At 73.3% G+C, this 18,122-nt stretch carries 16 protein-coding genes; 1 reads left to right on the forward strand and 15 read right to left on the reverse strand.

The window, feature by feature from the left end:
• Positions 1-144: 144 nt before the first annotated feature.
• The 9 genes from KUM32_RS07865 to fmt form a co-directional block, all read right to left on the reverse strand.
• Positions 145-1,377, reverse strand: coding sequence for an MFS transporter (locus tag KUM32_RS07865; RefSeq protein ID WP_217141072.1), 1,233 nt, complete (start codon positions 1,375-1,377; stop codon positions 145-147).
• Positions 1,378-1,561: 184 nt separating this feature from the next.
• Complete coding sequence (locus KUM32_RS07870; protein WP_043375183.1) at positions 1,562-2,014, reverse strand: Lrp/AsnC family transcriptional regulator; 453 nt, start codon at positions 2,012-2,014, stop codon at positions 1,562-1,564.
• Positions 2,015-2,024: 10 nt separating this feature from the next.
• Complete coding sequence (locus KUM32_RS07875) at positions 2,025-3,509, reverse strand: amino acid permease (RefSeq protein ID WP_217141073.1); 1,485 nt, start codon at positions 3,507-3,509, stop codon at positions 2,025-2,027.
• Between the two features lie 468 nt (positions 3,510-3,977).
• Positions 3,978-5,420 (reverse strand): GuaB1 family IMP dehydrogenase-related protein, encoded by a 1,443-nt coding sequence (locus KUM32_RS07880; RefSeq protein ID WP_217141074.1) that lies wholly within the window; start codon positions 5,418-5,420, stop codon positions 3,978-3,980.
• 108 nt (positions 5,421-5,528) lie between these two features.
• Positions 5,529-5,882 (reverse strand): barstar family protein, encoded by a 354-nt coding sequence (locus KUM32_RS07885; protein ID WP_217141075.1) that lies wholly within the window; start codon positions 5,880-5,882, stop codon positions 5,529-5,531.
• 51 nt (positions 5,883-5,933) lie between these two features.
• The gene (locus KUM32_RS07890; protein WP_217141076.1) at positions 5,934-6,977 is read right to left on the reverse strand and encodes a sugar-binding transcriptional regulator; all 1,044 of its coding nucleotides are present in this window, start codon (positions 6,975-6,977) and stop codon (positions 5,934-5,936) included.
• Positions 6,978-7,054: 77 nt separating this feature from the next.
• Positions 7,055-7,741, reverse strand: coding sequence for a ribulose-phosphate 3-epimerase (gene rpe / locus KUM32_RS07895; RefSeq protein WP_217141077.1), 687 nt, complete (start codon positions 7,739-7,741; stop codon positions 7,055-7,057).
• Positions 7,742-7,968: 227 nt separating this feature from the next.
• Complete coding sequence (locus KUM32_RS07900) at positions 7,969-9,396, reverse strand: RsmB/NOP family class I SAM-dependent RNA methyltransferase (RefSeq protein WP_217141078.1); 1,428 nt, start codon at positions 9,394-9,396, stop codon at positions 7,969-7,971.
• Between the two features lie 74 nt (positions 9,397-9,470).
• Positions 9,471-10,403, reverse strand: coding sequence for a methionyl-tRNA formyltransferase (fmt, locus tag KUM32_RS07905; protein WP_217141079.1), 933 nt, complete (start codon positions 10,401-10,403; stop codon positions 9,471-9,473).
• A 307-nt stretch (positions 10,404-10,710) separates the two neighbouring features.
• Here fmt and KUM32_RS07910 point away from each other — a divergent pair, with 307 nt between their 5' ends.
• Complete coding sequence (locus KUM32_RS07910; RefSeq protein ID WP_217141080.1) at positions 10,711-11,262, forward strand: hypothetical protein; 552 nt, start codon at positions 10,711-10,713, stop codon at positions 11,260-11,262.
• Between the two features lie 72 nt (positions 11,263-11,334).
• On the opposite strand, the gene KUM32_RS07915 is transcribed toward KUM32_RS07910, so the two are convergent.
• The 6 genes from KUM32_RS07915 to KUM32_RS07940 all read right to left on the reverse strand — a co-directional run bounded on the left by KUM32_RS07915 (position 11,335) and on the right by KUM32_RS07940 (position 17,868).
• The gene (locus KUM32_RS07915) at positions 11,335-13,485 is read right to left on the reverse strand and encodes a primosomal protein N' (protein ID WP_217141081.1); all 2,151 of its coding nucleotides are present in this window, start codon (positions 13,483-13,485) and stop codon (positions 11,335-11,337) included.
• 278 nt (positions 13,486-13,763) lie between these two features.
• Positions 13,764-14,972, reverse strand: coding sequence for a methionine adenosyltransferase (gene metK, locus KUM32_RS07920; RefSeq protein WP_217141082.1), 1,209 nt, complete (start codon positions 14,970-14,972; stop codon positions 13,764-13,766).
• A gap of 240 nt (positions 14,973-15,212) precedes the next feature.
• Positions 15,213-16,415, reverse strand: coding sequence for a bifunctional phosphopantothenoylcysteine decarboxylase/phosphopantothenate--cysteine ligase CoaBC (gene coaBC, locus KUM32_RS07925; RefSeq protein ID WP_217141083.1), 1,203 nt, complete (start codon positions 16,413-16,415; stop codon positions 15,213-15,215).
• 144 nt (positions 16,416-16,559) lie between these two features.
• The gene (gene rpoZ, locus KUM32_RS07930) at positions 16,560-16,832 is read right to left on the reverse strand and encodes a DNA-directed RNA polymerase subunit omega (RefSeq protein ID WP_003977348.1); all 273 of its coding nucleotides are present in this window, start codon (positions 16,830-16,832) and stop codon (positions 16,560-16,562) included.
• A gap of 81 nt (positions 16,833-16,913) precedes the next feature.
• Complete coding sequence (gmk, locus tag KUM32_RS07935; RefSeq protein WP_217141084.1) at positions 16,914-17,507, reverse strand: guanylate kinase; 594 nt, start codon at positions 17,505-17,507, stop codon at positions 16,914-16,916.
• Between the two features lie 37 nt (positions 17,508-17,544).
• Positions 17,545-17,868, reverse strand: a complete 324-nt coding sequence (locus KUM32_RS07940) for an integration host factor (protein WP_003977346.1) — start codon at positions 17,866-17,868, stop codon at positions 17,545-17,547.
• Positions 17,869-18,122 lie beyond the last annotated feature (254 nt).

Genomic DNA, 18,122 nt, shown 5'->3' on the forward strand with positions numbered 1-18,122 from the left:
GGTGGGCAGGGGGTCGGGGGCCAGATAGACGGTACGGTCGGCGGACTCGGCCGGACAAGAAGGACCTGTTGCGCGCCGGTGAGCTGATCGTTGCGTCCGTGCGGCCCCCCGCGGCGATTCGTTGCGCGGGGGGCCGGCGCTCGGTCAGGAGGAGGACGGCGGCTTCGCAGTGGTGCTCCCGGCGGCCCCGGCGGCGGTCCGGGCGGCGGTGGCCAGCAGCAGCGCCGTCAGCAGGTACGGCACCGCGGACAGGGCGAACGCGGTGCCGTGCCCCGTCGTCGTGGCCACCGCGGCGTAGGCACCGTAGGTGGCGAGGTTGCCCAGCTCGGAGCCCAGGCCCGCGACCGAGGTCAGGGTGGCCCGCCCGGTGTCGTCGATACGCCGCTGGAGGCGGGCGTCGGCCAGCACGGTCGCCAGTTGGAAGCCGCCGAAGGCGAGCGCGACCAGGACCAGGGCGGCCGGGGCGCCCGCCGCGGCCCCCACCCCCAGGGCGAGCGCGGAGCCGGTGAGCAGCGCGGCGAACCCGGTCGTGGTCAGGTGTTCGGCGACGCCGGCCAGCAGACTGCCGGCCGTGGCACCGGCCCAGATCACCAGCAGCAGCCAGGGAACGGTCTGCGGCGCCACGCCGGTCTCACGCGCCAGCAGGGGCGTGTACTCGTCGAGCGCGCCCCACACGGCGGTCACGGCCGGGACGAGCAGCAGCGCGCCCCGCACGGACCGGTCGGTGCGGGCCTCGGTGAGACCGGCGCGCAGGGTCGCCGTCCAGCGGTCACCGCCGACGGACGGTGTGCGGTGCTCGGGGAACCGGGTCGCCACGGCCGCCCCGGCCAGGCAGGCCAGCACGCTCGCCACGCCCACCGCCGTGTAGCCGCCCCAGGCGAACACCGGTCCGGCCAGGCCCATGGCGGCCATCGTCGCGGCGATCCCGGTCGCCCGTGCCCGGCCCATGACGCGGGCGTACCGGTCGGCCGCGCCGGCCCGTTCCAGTTCGTCGTAGACCAGTGCCTCCAGGGCCCCCGAGCCGAGCGCTCCGCCGGTGCCCCACAGCACGAAGCCGAGCGCGAAGGCGCCGTAGGAGGGCACCAGGAGCCACAGGGCGAAGCCGGCGGCGGTGAGCAGCGGGCCGATCACCAGCAGCAGCCGCCGGGAGACGGCGTCGGCCCAGGCGCCGGAGGGCACCTCCAGGACCACGCCGGTCAGCGACCACAGGGCGAACAGCGAGGACATCTGCCAGACGGACAGACCGGTGTCGCTGAACAGCAGCGCGTACACCGGGTAGAGCAGGACGAACTCGTCGCAGAACGCGGAGGCGTACAGCGTGCGCGTCAGCCGCCGGGTACCGGCGGTGGCGGAGGCACGCTCGGGTGAGAGAGTCATGAGGCCTTCCCGAGGGGGCGGATCGGACACCGGTGGTACGGCGTCCGAGGCGGCCCTCGGGAGGTGGCACGACGGGTGGATCAATGTCGCCAGGTCATGGCACCGATGCTAGCGGGGGACCGGCCCCCGGTCCCCCGGATTGTGGGCACCGGGCACGGCCCACGGACCCCCGGGCCCCCGGGGACTACGTGGGCGACCCCGACGAGTAGCGCCGCAGCAGCGGCGACAGCACCAGTACGGACTTGGTCCGCTCCACGAACGGCTCCCCGGCGATCCGTTCCAGGACCCGTTCGAAGTGCCGCATGTCGGAGGCGAAGACCTGGGCGACGGCGTCCGCGTCCCCGGTGACGGTGGAGGCGGCCACGACCTCCTGGTAGCGCTCCAGGCCCCGCTGGATGGTCTCCGGCGAGGTGTTGCGGCGGCAGAAGATCTCGACGAATCCCTCGGTCTCCCAGCCGAGCGCGGCGGGGTCGACCCGGACGGTGAACCCGGTGATGGCTCCGGTGGCGCGCAGCCGGTCCACGCGCCGTTTCACGGCGGGCGCGGACAGGCCGACCGACTGCCCGATGTCCGCGTAGGAGCGGCGGGCGTCCTCGGCGAGGGCGTGCACGATGCGTTCGTCGAGATCGTTCAGCACTGCGGGTGGTTCACTTCGCTTCCGGTGTCACGGTGTCCGGTGCGGCCAGCCGGGAGCGGCGGTGGCCGTACACGAAGTAGAACACGAGCCCGACGGCCATCCAGACACCGAAGACCACCCAGGTGACGGTGGACAGGCTGCCCATCATCCAGACGCAGAAGGCGAAGCCCAGCGCGGGCAGGACCGGCGACAGCGGCACCCGGAAGGTGCGGCGCATGTCCGGACGGGTCCGGCGCAGCACCACGACGGCCACGTTGACCAGGGCGAAGGCGAAGAGGGTGCCGATGCTGGTGGCGTCGGCGAGCTGCCCGAGCGGGATGGCGGCGGCCAGGACACCGCAGAACAGGGAGACGATCACGGTGTTGGCGCGCGGCGCGCCGGTCTTCGGGTGAACGCGGGAGAACACCTTGGGCACCAGTCCGTCGCGGGACATGGCGAACAGGACGCGGGTCTGGCCGTAGAGCACGGTCAGGACGACGCTGGCGATGGCGACGACGGCGCAGAAGGCCAGCAGGGTGCCCCAGAAGTCCTGCCCGGTGACGTCGGTCATGATCTGGGCGAGGGAGGCCTCGGAGTCGGTGAAGGTGCGCCAGGGCCGGGCGCCGACGGCGACGGCCGCGACGAGGACGTACAGCACCGTGACGATGACGAGGGACAGCATGATGGCGCGGGGCAGGTCACGCTGGGCGTTCTTCGCCTCCTCACCGGCGGTGGAGGCGGCGTCGAAGCCGATGTACGAGAAGAAGAGCGTGGCCCCGGCCGCGCTGACGCCGGCCATGCCGAGCGGCATGAAGTGCTCGTAGTTGCCGGAGCGGAAGCCCTGGACGCCGATCGCGCAGAACAGCACCAGCGCCGCGATCTTGACGACGACCATGATCGTGTTGGCGCGGGCGGACTCGCGGGCACCGCCCAGCAGGAACGTCATGGCGAGGAGCACCACGATCAGCGCGGGCAGGTTGAAGACGCCGCCGTCGCCGGGCGGCGCCGACAGGACGGAGGGGATCGTGACGCCGACGGTGCCGTCGAGGAGCTCGTTGAGGTACTCGCCCCAGCCGACGGCGACAGCGGCGACCGACACGCCGTACTCGAGGACCAGACACCAGCCGCAGACCCAGGCGACCAGCTCGCCCATCGTCGCGTAGGCGTACGAGTAGGAGGAGCCGGCGACCGGGATGGTGCCCGCCAGCTCGGCGTAGGACAGGGCCGAGAAGAGCGCCGTGAGGCCGGCGATGACGAAGGAGAGCGTGACGGCCGGACCGGCCTTGGGGACGGCCTCGCCGAGGACGACGAAGATGCCGGTGCCGAGGGTGGCGCCGATGCTGATCATCGTGAGCTGCCACAGGCCCAGCGAACGGCGAAGGCTGCCGCCCTCGCCCTGGCCGCCCTCCGCGACCAGGCGTTCCACGGGCTTGCGGCGCATGAGGCGCGCGGCCGGCCCCGGGGACGGGGGGAGGGCCGATGCCTCGCGGTGCAGGGGGGCGCCTTGGTCGAGCACGCGTTGACTCCTTTGTCGCTGCCGGTCGCGCCCGCCGGGTGGGAGCGGACGCGCCCCGGCAGGCCTCTGGAGCGGCGGGGACACGGCGGGCAGCCACGCGAAGGAGCGGGAACCCACCGAGCGGGGTCCACGCCACGCCACGTACAGCGCAGAACACTACGAGCGGGACGGTGCCGGGGTAATGCAGCAACCTTGCGTGTCCCCGCACGATCGTTGCGTTCGCCGGAGCGGGACGTGTGTTCGTTGCGCGGGGGCTGCGGGGCGTTGCGTACGGCGCTCGCAGTGCGGGGGGAGGGCAGCCCTGGCCAGCGGGGGGCAGCCCTGGCCGGCGGGGGCAGCCCTGGCCGGCGGCCGTCCGGCGGCGGACGCGGCCGAGGCGCGGGCGGGCGTCGTCGCCGGTGACGGCGCACGGCCCCCGGCCCTCCCGGGCGGCGGGAGGACCAGGGGCCGTACGGAAGAGGTGCGCGGTCAGCTCCAGCTGGCGTGCAGCGGCTTGCCCTCTGCGTAGCCGGCGGCGCTCTGGATGCCGACGATGGCCTTCTCGGCGAACTCCTCCAGGGAGGCGGCACCGGCGTAGGTGCAGGAGGAGCGGACACCGGCGATGATCGAGTCGATCAGGTCCTCGACGCCGGGGCGGGCCGGGTCGAGGAACATGCGGGACGTGGAGATGCCCTCCTCGAACAGTCCCTTGCGGGCCCGGTCGTACGCCGACTCCTCCGAGGTGCGGTTGCGCACCGCGCGGGCGGAGGCCATGCCGAACGACTCCTTGTAGGGGCGTCCGTTGGCGTCGTGCTGGAGGTCGCCCGGGGACTCGTGGGTCCCGGCGAACCAGGAGCCGACCATCACGTTGGAGGCACCGGCCGCGAGGGCCATCGCCACGTCGCGCGGGTGGCGGATGCCGCCGTCGGCCCAGACGTGCTTGCCGTACTTCTTCGCCTCGGCCGCGCACTCCAGGACGGCGGAGAACTGCGGCCGGCCGACGCCGGTCATCATGCGGGTGGTGCACATGGCGCCGGGGCCGACGCCGACCTTGACGATGTCGGCGCCCGCCTCGACGAGGTCGCGCACGCCCTCGGCGGAGACGATGTTGCCGGCCACGATCGGCACCTGCGGGTCGAGGTCGCGCACCAGCTTGACGGCGCTGATCATCGACTCCTGGTGGCCGTGCGCGGTGTCGATGACGAGGGTGTCCACGCCCGCGTCCAGCAGCTGCTTCGCCTTGCCCGCCACGTCGCCGTTGATGCCGACGGCGGCGGCGATGCGGAGCCTGCCCTGCGCGTCGGTGGCCGGGGTGTACAGCGTGGCGCGCAGGGCGCCCTTGCGGGTGAGGATGCCGGCCAGGCGGCCGTCCTTGTCCACGGCGGGCGCGTAGCGGCGGTTGGCGGCGTCGAGGGTGTTGAACGCCTCGCGCGGGTCCACGTCCGCGTCGATGAGGATCAGGTCCTTGGACATGACCTCTTCGAGCTGGGTGAAACGGTCCACGCCGGTCAGGTCGGTGTCGGTGACCACACCGATCGGCTTGTGGTCCTCGTCGACGACGACACCGGCGTTGTGCGCGCGCTTGGGCAGCAGGGCCAGCGCGTCGGCGACGGTCTGGTGCGGGGCCAGCACGATGGGGGTGTCCAGGACGTGGTGGCGGCTCTTCACCCAGGTCACGACGTCGGTGACGACCTCGATCGGGATGTCCTGCGGGATGACCACCAGGCCACCGCGCCGCGCCACCGTCTCGGCCATGCGGCGCCCGGCGATGGCGGTCATGTTGGCGACGACCAGCGGGATGGTAGTGCCCGTGCCGTCCGGGGAACCGAGGTCCACGCCCTGCCGGGAGCCGACGGCGGAGCGGCTCGGCACCATGAAGACGTCGTCGTACGTCAGGTCGTACGAGGGCTGGATGTCATTGAGGAAACGCACGTGCTGCACATCCCAGTCGATCAGAAGTGGCCCCCGGACAGGTCAGCCAGGGGGAAAGAGCACGTACTTCATTCTCCCACGTCAACGGCCCGATCGACCCCGGGCGGATCATCCAGGCCGCTCGGTGGCCTCCTTGGAGGTTCCTCCAGGGCCGAGGGTGACGAAGAGCCCCGGGCCGCGGTCCGTCGCCTCGGCGAAGACCTCCTCGGCGACGGCCCACTCGTCCGGGCGCGCGTCCGCGTACGCCCGCCACCCCCGCACGACGAGCAGCAGACCCCGGTCCGCCGCCCCCTCGGGCCAGACGGACGGGTCGGCGAGGGAGTCGGCGAGCGCGTCCCAGTTCCGGCCGAACCAGTCGGGCAGCGCCAGGTCACGGACGCAGCGGTCCATCAGGCCCGCCTTGTCCGTGACCCCGTCGAGGTCCAGCGTGACCACGAGCCGCCCCGCGGGGTCCTCGGTCATGTCGTGCCCTTCCCCTTCTTCTGACGTTCTCCCGACGTTCCTGACGACCCGTCAGGCTCCGTCGGGGTCCGTCCGGTTGAGCGTCGACTTCGGCGCCGGGCCGGCCGTCATCAGGTAGTCCGCGGCCGACGTGTCCGTCACCAGGCTGGTGACCAGCCCGGAGCGCAGCACCGCGTCGATGGCCGCGGCCTTGCGCTGCCCGCCCGCGATCGCCACGACCTCGGGGATACGGCGGAGCTGGTCGGCCTTGACCGTGATGCACCGCTCCCCCAGGTCCCGCCCGACCCGGCGCCCCTCGGCGTCGAAGAGATGCGCGGACATCTCGGCGGCGACACCGAGGGAGGCGTAGTGCGCCCGCTCCTCGTCGCTGAGCATGTCGTGCACCGTCGAGATGCCCGGCTCCCAGGAGCCGATGGAGACGCAGGCGACCGTGACCTTGTCGAAGTACTCGAAGGCCCGGGCGATCCCGGTCTGGTGGCGCAGGGCCTGCGCGGTGGCCGCGTCCGGCAGGAGCATCGGCGCGTAGATGGGGTGGGCGTCGCCGCCCGACACCTGGGCGGCGCGGCGCACGGCCTCCACCGAGCCGCGCTCGGCGGTCCCGGCGTCGTACACACCGGTCAGCTGCACCACCGTGCACGGCGGCAGCCGGTCGAGCGCCGCCGCCATGTGGATCGTGGACCGGCCCCAGGCCAGGCCCAGCACATCACCCTCGTTGACCAGCTCGCCGAGCAGGTCGGCGGCCACCTCGCCCAGGTTCTCCGGGTCGGGCGTCTCCTCGGCGTCGGCCGGGGACTCCACCACGACGGCGTGCCTGAGGCCGTAGCGCGCCCGCAGGGCGTCCGAACGCTCGGCGTCCAGCTCGGCCGGCACCCGGATCTCGATTCGTACAAGGTCCCGCTCGAGGGCGGTCTCCAGGACCCGGGCCACCTTGAAGCGGCTGACGCCGAACTCCTCCGCGATCTGGATCTTGGACTTGCCCTCGAGGTAGAAGCGGCGGGCCATGGCCGCCGCCTGGACCAGCTCAGCGGGTCCCATCCGCATGGCTGAACGGCCCGCCGACATACCCGACACGGCGATCTCCTCACTGCTGTTCACACTCTGGATTCGCCGTTCATCCTTGCAGATTCGGCGCGCTTGATCAGCCCTGATGGGAGCCGTTCACGTTCTGTTCCTCAGTGGTCGCACGCCCACGATGCCTTGGCGGTCGCGGCATCCGCCTGCGTGCGCAATGCACGTACCGCGTCGGCCGGGTCGGACGCCCCGTACACGGCGGAACCCGCGACGAAGACGTCGGCGCCGGCGTCGGCGCACTGCTCGATCGTCGACGCCGACACCCCGCCGTCGACCTGGAGCCACAGCTCCAGTCCGTGCTTCTTGATCAGCTCACGGGTGCGCCGGATCTTCGGCAGCATGATGTCGAGGAACGCCTGCCCGCCGAAGCCCGGTTCAACCGTCATGACGAGCAGCATGTCGAGCTCGGGGAGCAGGTCCTCGTACGGCTCGATCGGCGTCGCGGGCTTCAGCGCCATGGACGCCCGGGCGCCCTTGGCCCGGATCTCCCGGGCCAGCCGCACCGGCGCGGCGGCCGCCTCGACGTGGAAGGTGACGGAACCGGCGCCGGCCTCCACGTACTGGGGCGCCCACCGGTCGGGGGCCTCGATCATGAGGTGGCAGTCCAGCGGGGTGTCCGTCGCCCGGGCCAGTGACTCCACGACCGGCACGCCGAGCGTGAGGTTGGGGACGAAGTGGTTGTCCATGACGTCGACGTGGAGCCAGTCGGCCCCCTCGACCGCCCTGGCCTCGTCCGCGAGGCGGGCGAAGTCGGCGGACAGGATGCTGGGATTGATCTGCGCTGCCATGCCCCAAGACTGCCATGCCCTCCGGGGGTGGGGGGCATCGGCACCGGGGGCGCGGTTGTTCTCCGGCCGCCGGCCCTGCGTGCTTCGTTCTCCGGCCGCGGGCCCTGCGTGCTTCGTTCTCCGGCCGCCGGCCCTGCGCGGTTGCTCGCGCGGTTCCCCGCGCCCCTTCGGGGCGCGTTGCCGTGGGCGTGGGGGGTGAGTGGTCGCAGGGGCGGTCTTCTGGCGCGTTACGCGGTGCGGCGGATCAGGGACAGGTACATCGCGTCCGTGCCGTGGAGGTGGGGCCAGAGCTGGATGTCGGGGCCCTCGCCCAGGTCGGGGACGCCGGGGAGGAGGGGGCGGGCGTCGACGAGTTCGGTGTCGGGGAACTGCTTGAGGACGTCCGCGACGACGGCGCGGGTCTCGGCGAGGTGGGGCGAGCAGGTCGCGTAGCCGACGACACCGCCGACGCGCACCGCCTCCAGGGCGCTGCGCAGCAGCCCGCGCTGGAGCGGGGCGAACCCGTCCAGGTCCTCGGGGCGACGCCGCCAGCGCGCCTCGGGGCGGCGTCGCAGGGCGCCGAGGCCGGTGCACGGCACGTCGACCAGGACCCGGTCGAAGCTGCCGGGCCGCCACGGCGGACGGGTCCCGTCGGCCGCGATCACCTGGTAGGGCCCGGGGTTGCCGTCCAACGCTCTCGCCACCAGCCCGGCCCGGTGCGGCTGCTTCTCGGAGGCGAGCAGGAAGGCCCCCCGCTCGGCGGCCAGGGCGCCGAGGAGCGCGGCCTTGCCGCCCGGACCGGCGCACCCGTCCAGCCACCGCCGGTCCGGCCCGTCCAGGGGCGCGTTCGCCAGCGCGAGCGCGACGAGCTGGCTGCCCTCGTCCTGCACGCCGGCCCGGTTCTCCCGCACGGCCTCGACCGCTCCGGGCTCGCCGCCCTCGCTCAGTCGCACGGCGTAGGGCGACCAGCGCCCCGGTACGGCGGCCTCCTCGCCGAGCAGTTCGTCGCGCGTGGCCCGGCCGGGCCGGGCGACCAGCGTGACCTCGGGCCGCTCGTTGTCGGCGGCCAGCAGGTCCTCGATGCCGGCCCGGCCGCCGCCGAGCGAGTCCCACAACGCGGAGACGACCCAGCGCGGGTGCGCGTGCACGACGGCGAGGTGGTCCTCGGGGTCCTCGTCGTAGGGCGGGGCGACCCGCGCCAGCCATCCGTCGAGGTCGTCCTGGGCGACCTTGCGCAGCACCGCGTTGACGAACTTGGCCCGCCCGTCACCGAGCACGACCCGCGCCAGCTCCACGGACGCCGACACGGCGGCATGGGTGGGGATCCGGGTCCCGAGCAGCTGGTGCGCGCCGAGGCTGAGCACGTCCAGCACGGGCGGGTCGACCTCCCGCAGCGGCCGGTCGACGCAGGCGGCGATGATCGCGTCGTACGTCCCCTGCCGGCGCAGCGTCCCGTAGACCAGCTCGGTGGCGAGGGCCGCGTCCCGGGCGTCGAACTTCTCGGGGCCCTCCTTCTCCCGCGCCCTGCGCAGCAGCGGCGGCAGGACGAGGTTGGCGTACGCGTCCCGCTCGTCCACGGCCCTGAGCGCCTCGAAGGCGAGGATGCGGACGGGGTCCTTCTGGGGCCTGCGGTACGGCTTGCCGGGCTTACGGGGACGACGGGGCTGCTCGCTCACGAAAAAGGTGCTCCGGGTGTGGGGTGAAGTGCGCTCACCAGCGTACGTCGGGCCGGTGAAGGGGGATACGGCGGTCAGCCGCCGAGCAGCTCGCCCTCGGCGATCCGCACCCCGCGCGCCCAGTCCGCGGCCCGCATCGGCTTCTTGCCCTGGGCCTGCACCCACAGCAGCTCGACCGCGTACGAGCCGGTGCCGACGTGCACGTTGTTCTTGCCGGCGGCGAGCTGCCCCGGGGCGAGGTCCGTGCGGTCGGGCACGGGTACGGCCTGCACGAGCTTGAGCCGTTCGCCCCGGAAGGTGGTCCAGGCGCCGGGCGCCGGGGTGCAGCCGCGCACCACCCGGTCCACGCGCAGCGCCGGGGCGGTCCAGTCGACCCGCGCGTCCTCGACGGTGATCTTCGGGGCGAGGGTGACGCCGTCGGCGGGCTGCGGTACGGCCTTCAGGCTGCCGTCCTCGATGCCGTCCATGGTGGCGGCGAGCAGCCCCGCGCCGGCGAAGGCGAGCCGGGTCAGCAGGTCGCCGCTGGTGTCGGTGGGGCGGATGGTCTCGGTGACCGTCCCGTAGACGGGGCCGGAGTCCAGGCCCTCCTCGATCAGGAAGGTCGACGCGCCGGTCATCTCGTCGCCGGCCATCAGCGCGTGCTGCACGGGCGCGGCCCCCCGCCAGGCGGGCAGCAGGGAGAAGTGCAGGTTCACCCAGCCCTGGGCGGGGACGTCCAGGGCCACCCGGGGCAGCAGCGCCCCGTAGGCGACGACCGGGCAGCAGTCGGGCGCGATCTCGCGCAGCCGCTCCAGGAACTCCGGGTCGCGGGGTCTGGCGGGCTTGAGCACCTCGATCCCGGCCTCCTCGGCCCGTTCGGCCACGGGAGAGGCGACGAGCCGGCGCCCGCGCCCGGCCGGCGCGTCGGGCCGCGTGACGACGGCGGCCACCTCGTGGCGCCCGGAGGCGATCAGGGCGTCCAGGGCGGGAACGGCGACCTCGGGGGTACCGGCGAAGACGAGCTTCATGGGTGGGACGGGCCTCTCGGGCGAGGGAGGATGCGGGCGACGCACCAGTCTACGAGCCCGAACGCAACGGAAAGCCGCCGACGGCGCACCGCCCCACGGGAGGCCCGGCTTCCCGGCCGACTGGAGAACGGGTGGTGCGCGGGTGGGAGGGAAGACCGGGGCGGCCGCAGACCGAGGGGCGCACGCATATGCCGCCACGCCCCCACCCCGTGACCAGCGGAGCGCCCACGCGTTGGTCAAGAAAGAGTTGACCCCGGGCCGCCCGCGCGGCCCGATTCCTTTCAACGCCGGTTCGAGAGGCTTGTTCATGGCCGACCACGCAACCCACGACGCCCAGGCTCGGGCCAGCCTGCACTTGCTGGTGCGGGACATCGAGCGGGTCCGCCGGCAGGTGGACGCACTGCGCACCCTCACCGCCCAGTTGGGCAACGTCTACCGCCCGCGCCGCTCCGGACCCTCCACGGGCTTCGTCGTCTACGGACGGGCCCCCGCTCCGACGGTCCGTCTCGCCCAGGAGCTGCGGGACAGTGTCGAGACCCTGGTCACGGCCGCCGTGGACTTCGACCGCTCGCTCGGCTTCTCGTGGGACGCGGTGGGCTCCGCGCTCGGCGTCACCAAGCAGGCGGTGCACCGCCGCTACGGGTCCCGTCGCGCCACGGCACAGGCGGCGCCCGCCGCCGAGGCCCCCGCGCACGCGCCGGAGCCGTCGGACACCCAGGCGGTCAACGTGGGCTCCGGCCTGCCCGCCGTGCCCACGGTCCCGGCCGCCCGTTCGATGCCGACCCAGCCGACGGCCGGCAGTCCGGCCCTGCGCGAAGAGGTCAGGCCGACGGCCTTCCCGGGCCCGCGCAACGGCTGAACCCCGACGACGGCCCACCGGCCCGCCGCCCTCCGGTTCGCCGGGGGCGGCGGGCCGCCGCGTGCGGGCCCCTCATCCGATGTCGGGCGGATCGATCCGCACCCACACCGCCGTCTCACTCCCCCGCGCCATCCGCGCCGCCTGAGCGGCCTTCAGCGCACCGGCCAGTGCCGCCCCGCGCCCCGGCGGCACCCGGACCAGCGCCCGCTCCCAGTGCTCCCCGGGCGGCGGCGCGCCCACACGCCGCGGACGCCCCACGGGCGTGACCGGCAGCGGCACGGGCCCCAGCACCTCGGCCTCGCGCGGCAGTTCGACGGCGTGGAGGAAGGCGGCCACCGCCTCCGCCGGTCCCGACACGGCCGCCATCCGCGACACCGGCGGAAAACCCAGCTCCGCGCGCTCGGCGAGCTCCCGGACGGCGTGACCGACGGGGTCCCAGCGCACCAGTGCCTGCACCGGCCGCAGGGTCGGCTCCGCGACCGCGACGACGGTGCCCCCGGCGCTCTGCGGGCGCACCAGCGCCGACGCGGCGAGCCAGCGCCGCAGCGCGTCCTCGCCGGCGCGCAGGTCGGGCCGCCCGAGCATCGCCCAGCCGTCGAGCAGCAGGGCCGCCGCGTAACCGCCCTCGGCGACGGGCTCGGCGCCCGGGGTGCTCACGACCAGGGCGGGCGCCGGGGACACCGTGTCCAGCACGTGCTCCCGCCCGGAGGTGCGCACGGGAACGGCCGGGAAGGCCCGCCCCAGCTCCTCGGCGGTGCGCCGCGCCCCCACGACCTGCGCGCGCAGCCGGAAGGACCCGCACTCCGGGCAGTGCCAGCCGCCTTCCTCGCGCCCGCACCATCCGCACCGCAGCGCGGCCCCGGACTCCTGCCCCGCCAGCGGGCCGGAGCAGTGCCGGCACCGCGCGGGCGTCCGGCACGCGGCGCACGCCATCCGCGGTACGTAACCGCGCCGGGGCACCTGCACGAGCACCGGCCCCTGCCGCAGCCCGTCCCGCACCGCCTGCCAGGCCAGGGTCGGCAGCCGTGCGGCCCGGGCGGCCTCGTCCCGGGCCAGGTCCCCGTCGCCCACGGTCCGCACGAGGGGGGCGGCGGCCCGCACCTGCTCCCGCGCGGCGACCAGGGGGCGGGCCCAGCCGGTCTCCACGAGCTGGGCGGCCTCGACGGTGCAGCTCCAGCCGCCCAGCAGGAAGGCGCACCGGTCCTGAGCGGCGCGCAGCAGCAGCACCTCGCGTGCGTGCGGCTGCGGGGCGTGCGGTTCGCTGTGGCTGTCGTCGCCGTCGTCCCAGAGGGCGACCAGCCCGAGGTCCCGCACCGGGGCGAACATGGCGGCCCGGGTCCCGATGACGGCCCGTACGGCTCCCCGGCGCACCGCGAGCCACTGGGCGTACCGCTTCTCGGGTCCGGCGTCGGCGGTGAGCACGGCATGCCGTCCCTCGCCCAGCAGGGCGGTCAGCGCGGCGTCGGCGCGGGCGACGGCCCGCCCGTCCGGCAGGACGACGAGCGCGCCCCGGCCGGAGGCCAGCGCCGCCGCCACGGCCCGCGCCAGCTCCTCGCTCCACCGGGGGCCGGGCAGCGCGTTCCACACCGCGCGCGGCGCACCTCCGGCGGCCAGGGAGGCGAGGAAGGCGGCGCCTTGCTCGTACCGCGTCCAGGATCCGGGGTCGGGCACCGGTGGTGGCGGCAGCGGGTCCGGCGAGGGCCGCTGTTCGGCGCGCGCGTTGCGCGGGGGCACGGCGAGCTGCAGCACATCGGCGAGGCTGCCCGCGTACCGGTCGGCGACCGCCCGCGCGAGGCCCAGCAGCTCCTCGCCGAGCACCGGCTCGGGCGAGACGACCTGGGCCAGGGCGGCCAGGGGGCCGGAGTAGTCGGACGCGGCGAGCCGCTCGATCAGGAAGCCGTCGACGAGCCCGCCGCCCTCGCGCCGCCCGTCCCGCACCCGGTGCCGGCCGGCTCCGAACCGGACCCGCACCCGCACGCCGGGCTGGGCGTCGGCGTCGAGTTCCTCGGGCACGGCGTAGTCGAAGTACCGGTCGAGATGGAGCACGCCCTTGTCGACGAGGACGCGGGCGACGGGCAGTTCCTTGGCGAGCGCGGCACCGCGCCAGGTCCGCGGTTTGGCCCGCGGCGCCTTCGCCTTGCGCACGCTCTCCCGGATGAGCGCGAGCTGCTCGGGCGGCGCGTCCTCCGCGCCGCCGTCCGCCCGTTCGTTCTCGCTGCTCACGCCTGCATTCCTACCAAACCCCACTGACAACGGACGGCGCCGGAGTCCTCACCGCTTCTGCGGCGCCGGCCGGCTCCGGCCTCGGACGACGCGGCCACGGTCGCCGGTCGTGTCCTGTCGGTGACGGGACCGGCCCGTGGGGCTCGCCACCCCGTGGTGTCCGTCGCCCTTGGCACCAGGGGAGCCCGGACCGGCGGCTCGCGGACGCGCCGAGGCCCGGCGCCCCGTCGGGGACACCGGGCCTCGGCGACCTGCCGTGGAACGGGGTGGGCCGGGCCCTACACCCCCGCGGCCTGCCGGAGCGCGTCCACGCGGTCCGTGCGCTCCCAGGTGAAGTCGGGGAGCTCACGGCCGAAGTGGCCGTACGCCGCGGTCTGGGCGTAGATCGGGCGGAGCAGGTCGAGGTCGCGGATGATCGCGGCCGGGCGGAGGTCGAAGACCTCGTCGATCGCCTTCTCGATCTTCTCGGCGTCGATCTTGGCGGTGCCGAAGGTCTCGACGAAGAGACCGACCGGCTCGGCCTTGCCGATGGCGTAGGCGACCTGGACCTCGCAGCGGGCGGCGAGACCCGCGGCGACGACGTTCTTGGCGACCCAGCGCATCGCGTACGCCGCGGAGCGGTCGACCTTGGACGGGTCCTTGCCGGAGAAGGCACCACCACCGTGGCGGGCCATGCCGCCGTAGGTGTCGATGATGATCTTGCGGCCGGTGAGGCCGGCGTCACCCATCGGGCCGCCGATCTCGAAGCGGCCGGTGGGGTTGACCAGGAGGCGGTAGTTCTCGGTGTCGAGCTTGATGCCGTCCTCCAGCAGCGCCTTCAGCTCCGGCTCCACGACGAACTCGCGGATGTCGGGAGCGAGCAGCGACTCCAGGTCGATGTCGCTCGCGTGCTGGGAGGAGACGACGACCGTGTCGAGCCGGACGGCCTTGTCGCCGTCGTACTCGATGGTGACCTGCGTCTTGCCGTCCGGGCGCAGGTAGGGGATCGTGCCGTTCTTGCGGACGTCCGACAGGCGCTTGGACAGACGGTGCGCCAGGAAGACGGGCAGCGGCATCAGGGTCGGCGTCTCGTCGGACGCGTAGCCGAACATCAGGCCCTGGTCTCCGGCGCCCTGCCGGTCCAGCTCGTCCTCGTCGCCCTCGACCCGGTTCTCATAGGCCGTGTCGACGCCCTGCGCGATGTCGGGGGACTGGGCGCCGATCGAGACCGAGACGCCGCAGGAGGCGCCGTCGAAGCCCTTCTTCGAGGAGTCGTAGCCGATCTCCAGGATCTTGCCGCGCACGAGCGTGGCGATGTCCGCGTAGGCCTTGGTCGTGACCTCTCCGGCCACGTGCACCAGACCGGTGGTGATCAGGGTTTCGACGGCGACCCGGGAGGTCGGGTCCTCGCGCAGAAGCGCGTCGAGAATGGTGTCGCTGATCTGGTCAGCGATCTTGTCGGGGTGGCCCTCGGTGACGGACTCCGAGGTGAACAGGCGACGGGACACAACGCTCCCTGGGGTTGCAGCGGCTGCTGGCTGATCATTGGTGGACGGCACGGGGAGCTGCACCCGGCGACGTCCGAGAACAGTTTATCGGTCGCACTCCGTCGCAGGCCCACCCGTCTCGCCTCTCGGAAGGGCTGTGACCTGCGGCACGGGCATTCTGCCCGGAACGAAGCACCCTTGGCCAGGGCCGCCACGCCCGAATGCGCGGGGTTCACGGGGACCGTGGAACGAATGAGTCATTCAGCCGAGCCGCTCCGCCACGAGGTCCCACACGGTGTCGGCCAGCGCTTCCTTCGGGCCGTGCGCGACGGGGGTCTCGCTGCCGTCGGAGCCGAGGACCACGGCCTCGTTCTCCTCGGAACCGAACGTCTTGCGCTCCCCCACCTCGTTCACCACGAGAAGGTCGCAGCCCTTGCGCTTCAGCTTGGCCCGGCCGTTGGAGAGGACGTCGTCGGTCTCGGCGGCGAAACCGACGACCACCTGCCCGGAGCGGGCCCGCCCGGCCGAGATCTCCGCGAGAATGTCCGGATTCCGCACCAGGGTGACCGGTGCGGGTTCCTGGTCGTCCTTCTTCTTGATCTTCCCGGCGGCGTACGTCGCCGGTCGGAAGTCCGCGACCGCGGCGGCCATGACGACGGCGTCGGCGTCCGCCGCGGCGCGCAGCACCGCCTCACGCAGTTCCACGGCCGTGCCCACCGGGACCACGTCCACGCCGGCCGGGTCCGGCAGCGACGCGTTCGCCGCGACCAGCGTGACGCGGGCGCCCCGCGCGGCCGCGGTGCGGGCCAGCGCGTAGCCCTGCTTGCCCGAGGAGCGGTTGCCGAGGAACCGGACGGGGTCCAGGGGCTCCCGGGTGCCGCCGGCGCTGACGACGACGTGCCGTCCGGCGAGGTCCGGCTCCCGCACCCCGCGGGCGAGCACCCGGCGGCAGACCTCGAAGATCTCGCCCGGGTCGGGCAGCCGGCCCTTGCCAGTGTCCACACCGGTGAGGCGGCCGACGGCCGGTTCGATCACGACGGCGCCGCGGCGGCGCAACGTCGCCACGTTCTCCTGGGTGGCCGGGTGTTCCCACATCTCGGTGTGCATGGCGGGCGCGAAGACGACCGGGCAGCGGGCCGTGAGCAGCGTGTTGGTGAGCAGGTCGTCGGCGAGGCCGTGGGCCGCCTTGGCGAGCATGTCGGCGGTCGCCGGGGCGACGACGACCAGGTCGGCGTGCTGGCCGATGCGCACGTGCGGGACCTGGTGGACGTCGTCCCACACCTCGGTCGACACCGGATTGCCGGACAGGGCCGACCACGTGGCCGCGCCGACGAAGTGCAGAGCGGAGGCGGTGGGGACGACCCGGACCTCGTGCCCCGACTCCGTGAGCCTGCGCAGCAGCTCACAGGCCTTGTACGCGGCGATGCCGCCACTGACACCCAGAACGACCTTGGGCTTGTCCACCGTCTCTCCCCGACCTCGACGAACGTACGCCCGAACGCTGGGAACGTACGCCCCCATCACACACCACAGGCCCGGCAGTCGCGCTGCCGGGCCTGTGGAAAAGTCAGCTTCAAGCTGAAGATACTACCGCCGATGCTGTCGGCACTACTGCGCCGGACCCTCGATGGCCTCGGAGGTCAGCAGCCCCGCGTTGATCTCGCGCAGGGCGATCGAGAGCGGCTTCTCGTGGACGTGGGTGTCGACGAGCGGACCGACGTACTCGAGGAGGCCCTCGCCGAGCTGCGAGTAGTACGCGTTGATCTGTCGGGCCCGCTTGGCCGCGTAGATCACGAGGCTGTACTTCGAGTCCGTGGCCTCGAGGAGCTCGTCGATCGGCGGGTTGATGATGCCCTCGGGCGCGGAGATGGAAGAGGACACGCTCTACCTTCCGATGGATGGGAAAGATTCAGTCGAGGTGATCGGTCGGCTGATCGGTGGGGACCAGCGGACCAGTCGCGATCACACGACGTTCGTCAAGGCTAGCAGCTCGCGCGCCACGTCCTCGACGGAGGTGTTGACCAGGGTCTGGTCGAACTCCGGCTCGGCCGCCAGCTCGACCTTGGCCGCGGCGAGGCGGCGCTCGATCACCTCCGGCGGCTCGGTGCCCCGGCCGGTGAGCCTGCGCACCAGCTCCTCCCAGGAGGGTGGGGCCAGGAACACCAGCTGGGCCTCCGGCATGGACTCGCGGACCTGTCGCGCCCCCTGGAGGTCGATCTCCAGGAGCACCGGCTCACCGGCCTCCAGGCGCTCCAGCACGGCCGCGCGGGGCGTGCCGTAGCGGTTGCCTGCGAACTCGGCCCACTCCAGCAGCTCGCCGTTGGCGATCAGCTTGTCCATCTCCTCGTCGCTGACGAAGAAGTAGTGGACTCCGTGCTGCTCACCGGGGCGGGGCGCCCGGGTCGTCGCCGAGACCGAGAGCCATACCTCGGGGTGTTCCTTGCGCAGATGAGCGACGACCGTGCTCTTGCCGACCCCGGAGGGGCCGGAGAGCACGGTCAGCCGCGGACGTGCGTCCGGGGGTACGGGGGACGTCCCCCGGGGTGTTGCAGCCATGCAGCGATTATTCCAGCAATCCCGGAGTGGTCCGGACTCAGCTGCCGGTGCTGCCGAACTCACGCTCCAGGGATGCGATCTGGTTGGAACCGAGCCCACGCACACGCCGGCTCTCGGAGATGCCCAGTCGCTCCATGATCTGCTTGGCGCGGACCTTGCCCACGCCCGGCAGGGACTCGAGGAGGGCGGAGACCTTCATCTTGCCGATGACGTCGTTCTCCTGGCCCTGCTTGATGACCTCGTGGAGGGAGGCGCCGGAGTGCTTGAGTCGATTCTTGACCTCGGCCCGCTCCCGGCGAGCCGCGGCGGCCTTTTCGAGCGCGGCTGCGCGCTGTTCAGGGGTAAGGGGCGGAAGAGCCACGCCTACGTCACCTCGGATGTCGAACTGTCGGATACGGACCGGTGAGGAACCTAGTCGCCCCACACCTGGGGAGCCACGAGCAACACGCTTGCCCGTTCTCCCCCACTGTCTTGAGGGCGTGGGAGCTGCCCTCACTCGACGGAGACTAGCGTTCATGTCCGCCAGAGTCAGCGAGAACAGCGGAAAAGTCCTGGTCAGCCTCCGTCATGCCGGACTTTTAGGACATACTGCCTCGGATTTGAGGGTGTATCCAA

It is taken from the genome of Streptomyces sp. AC627_RSS907 (assembly GCF_019049165.1).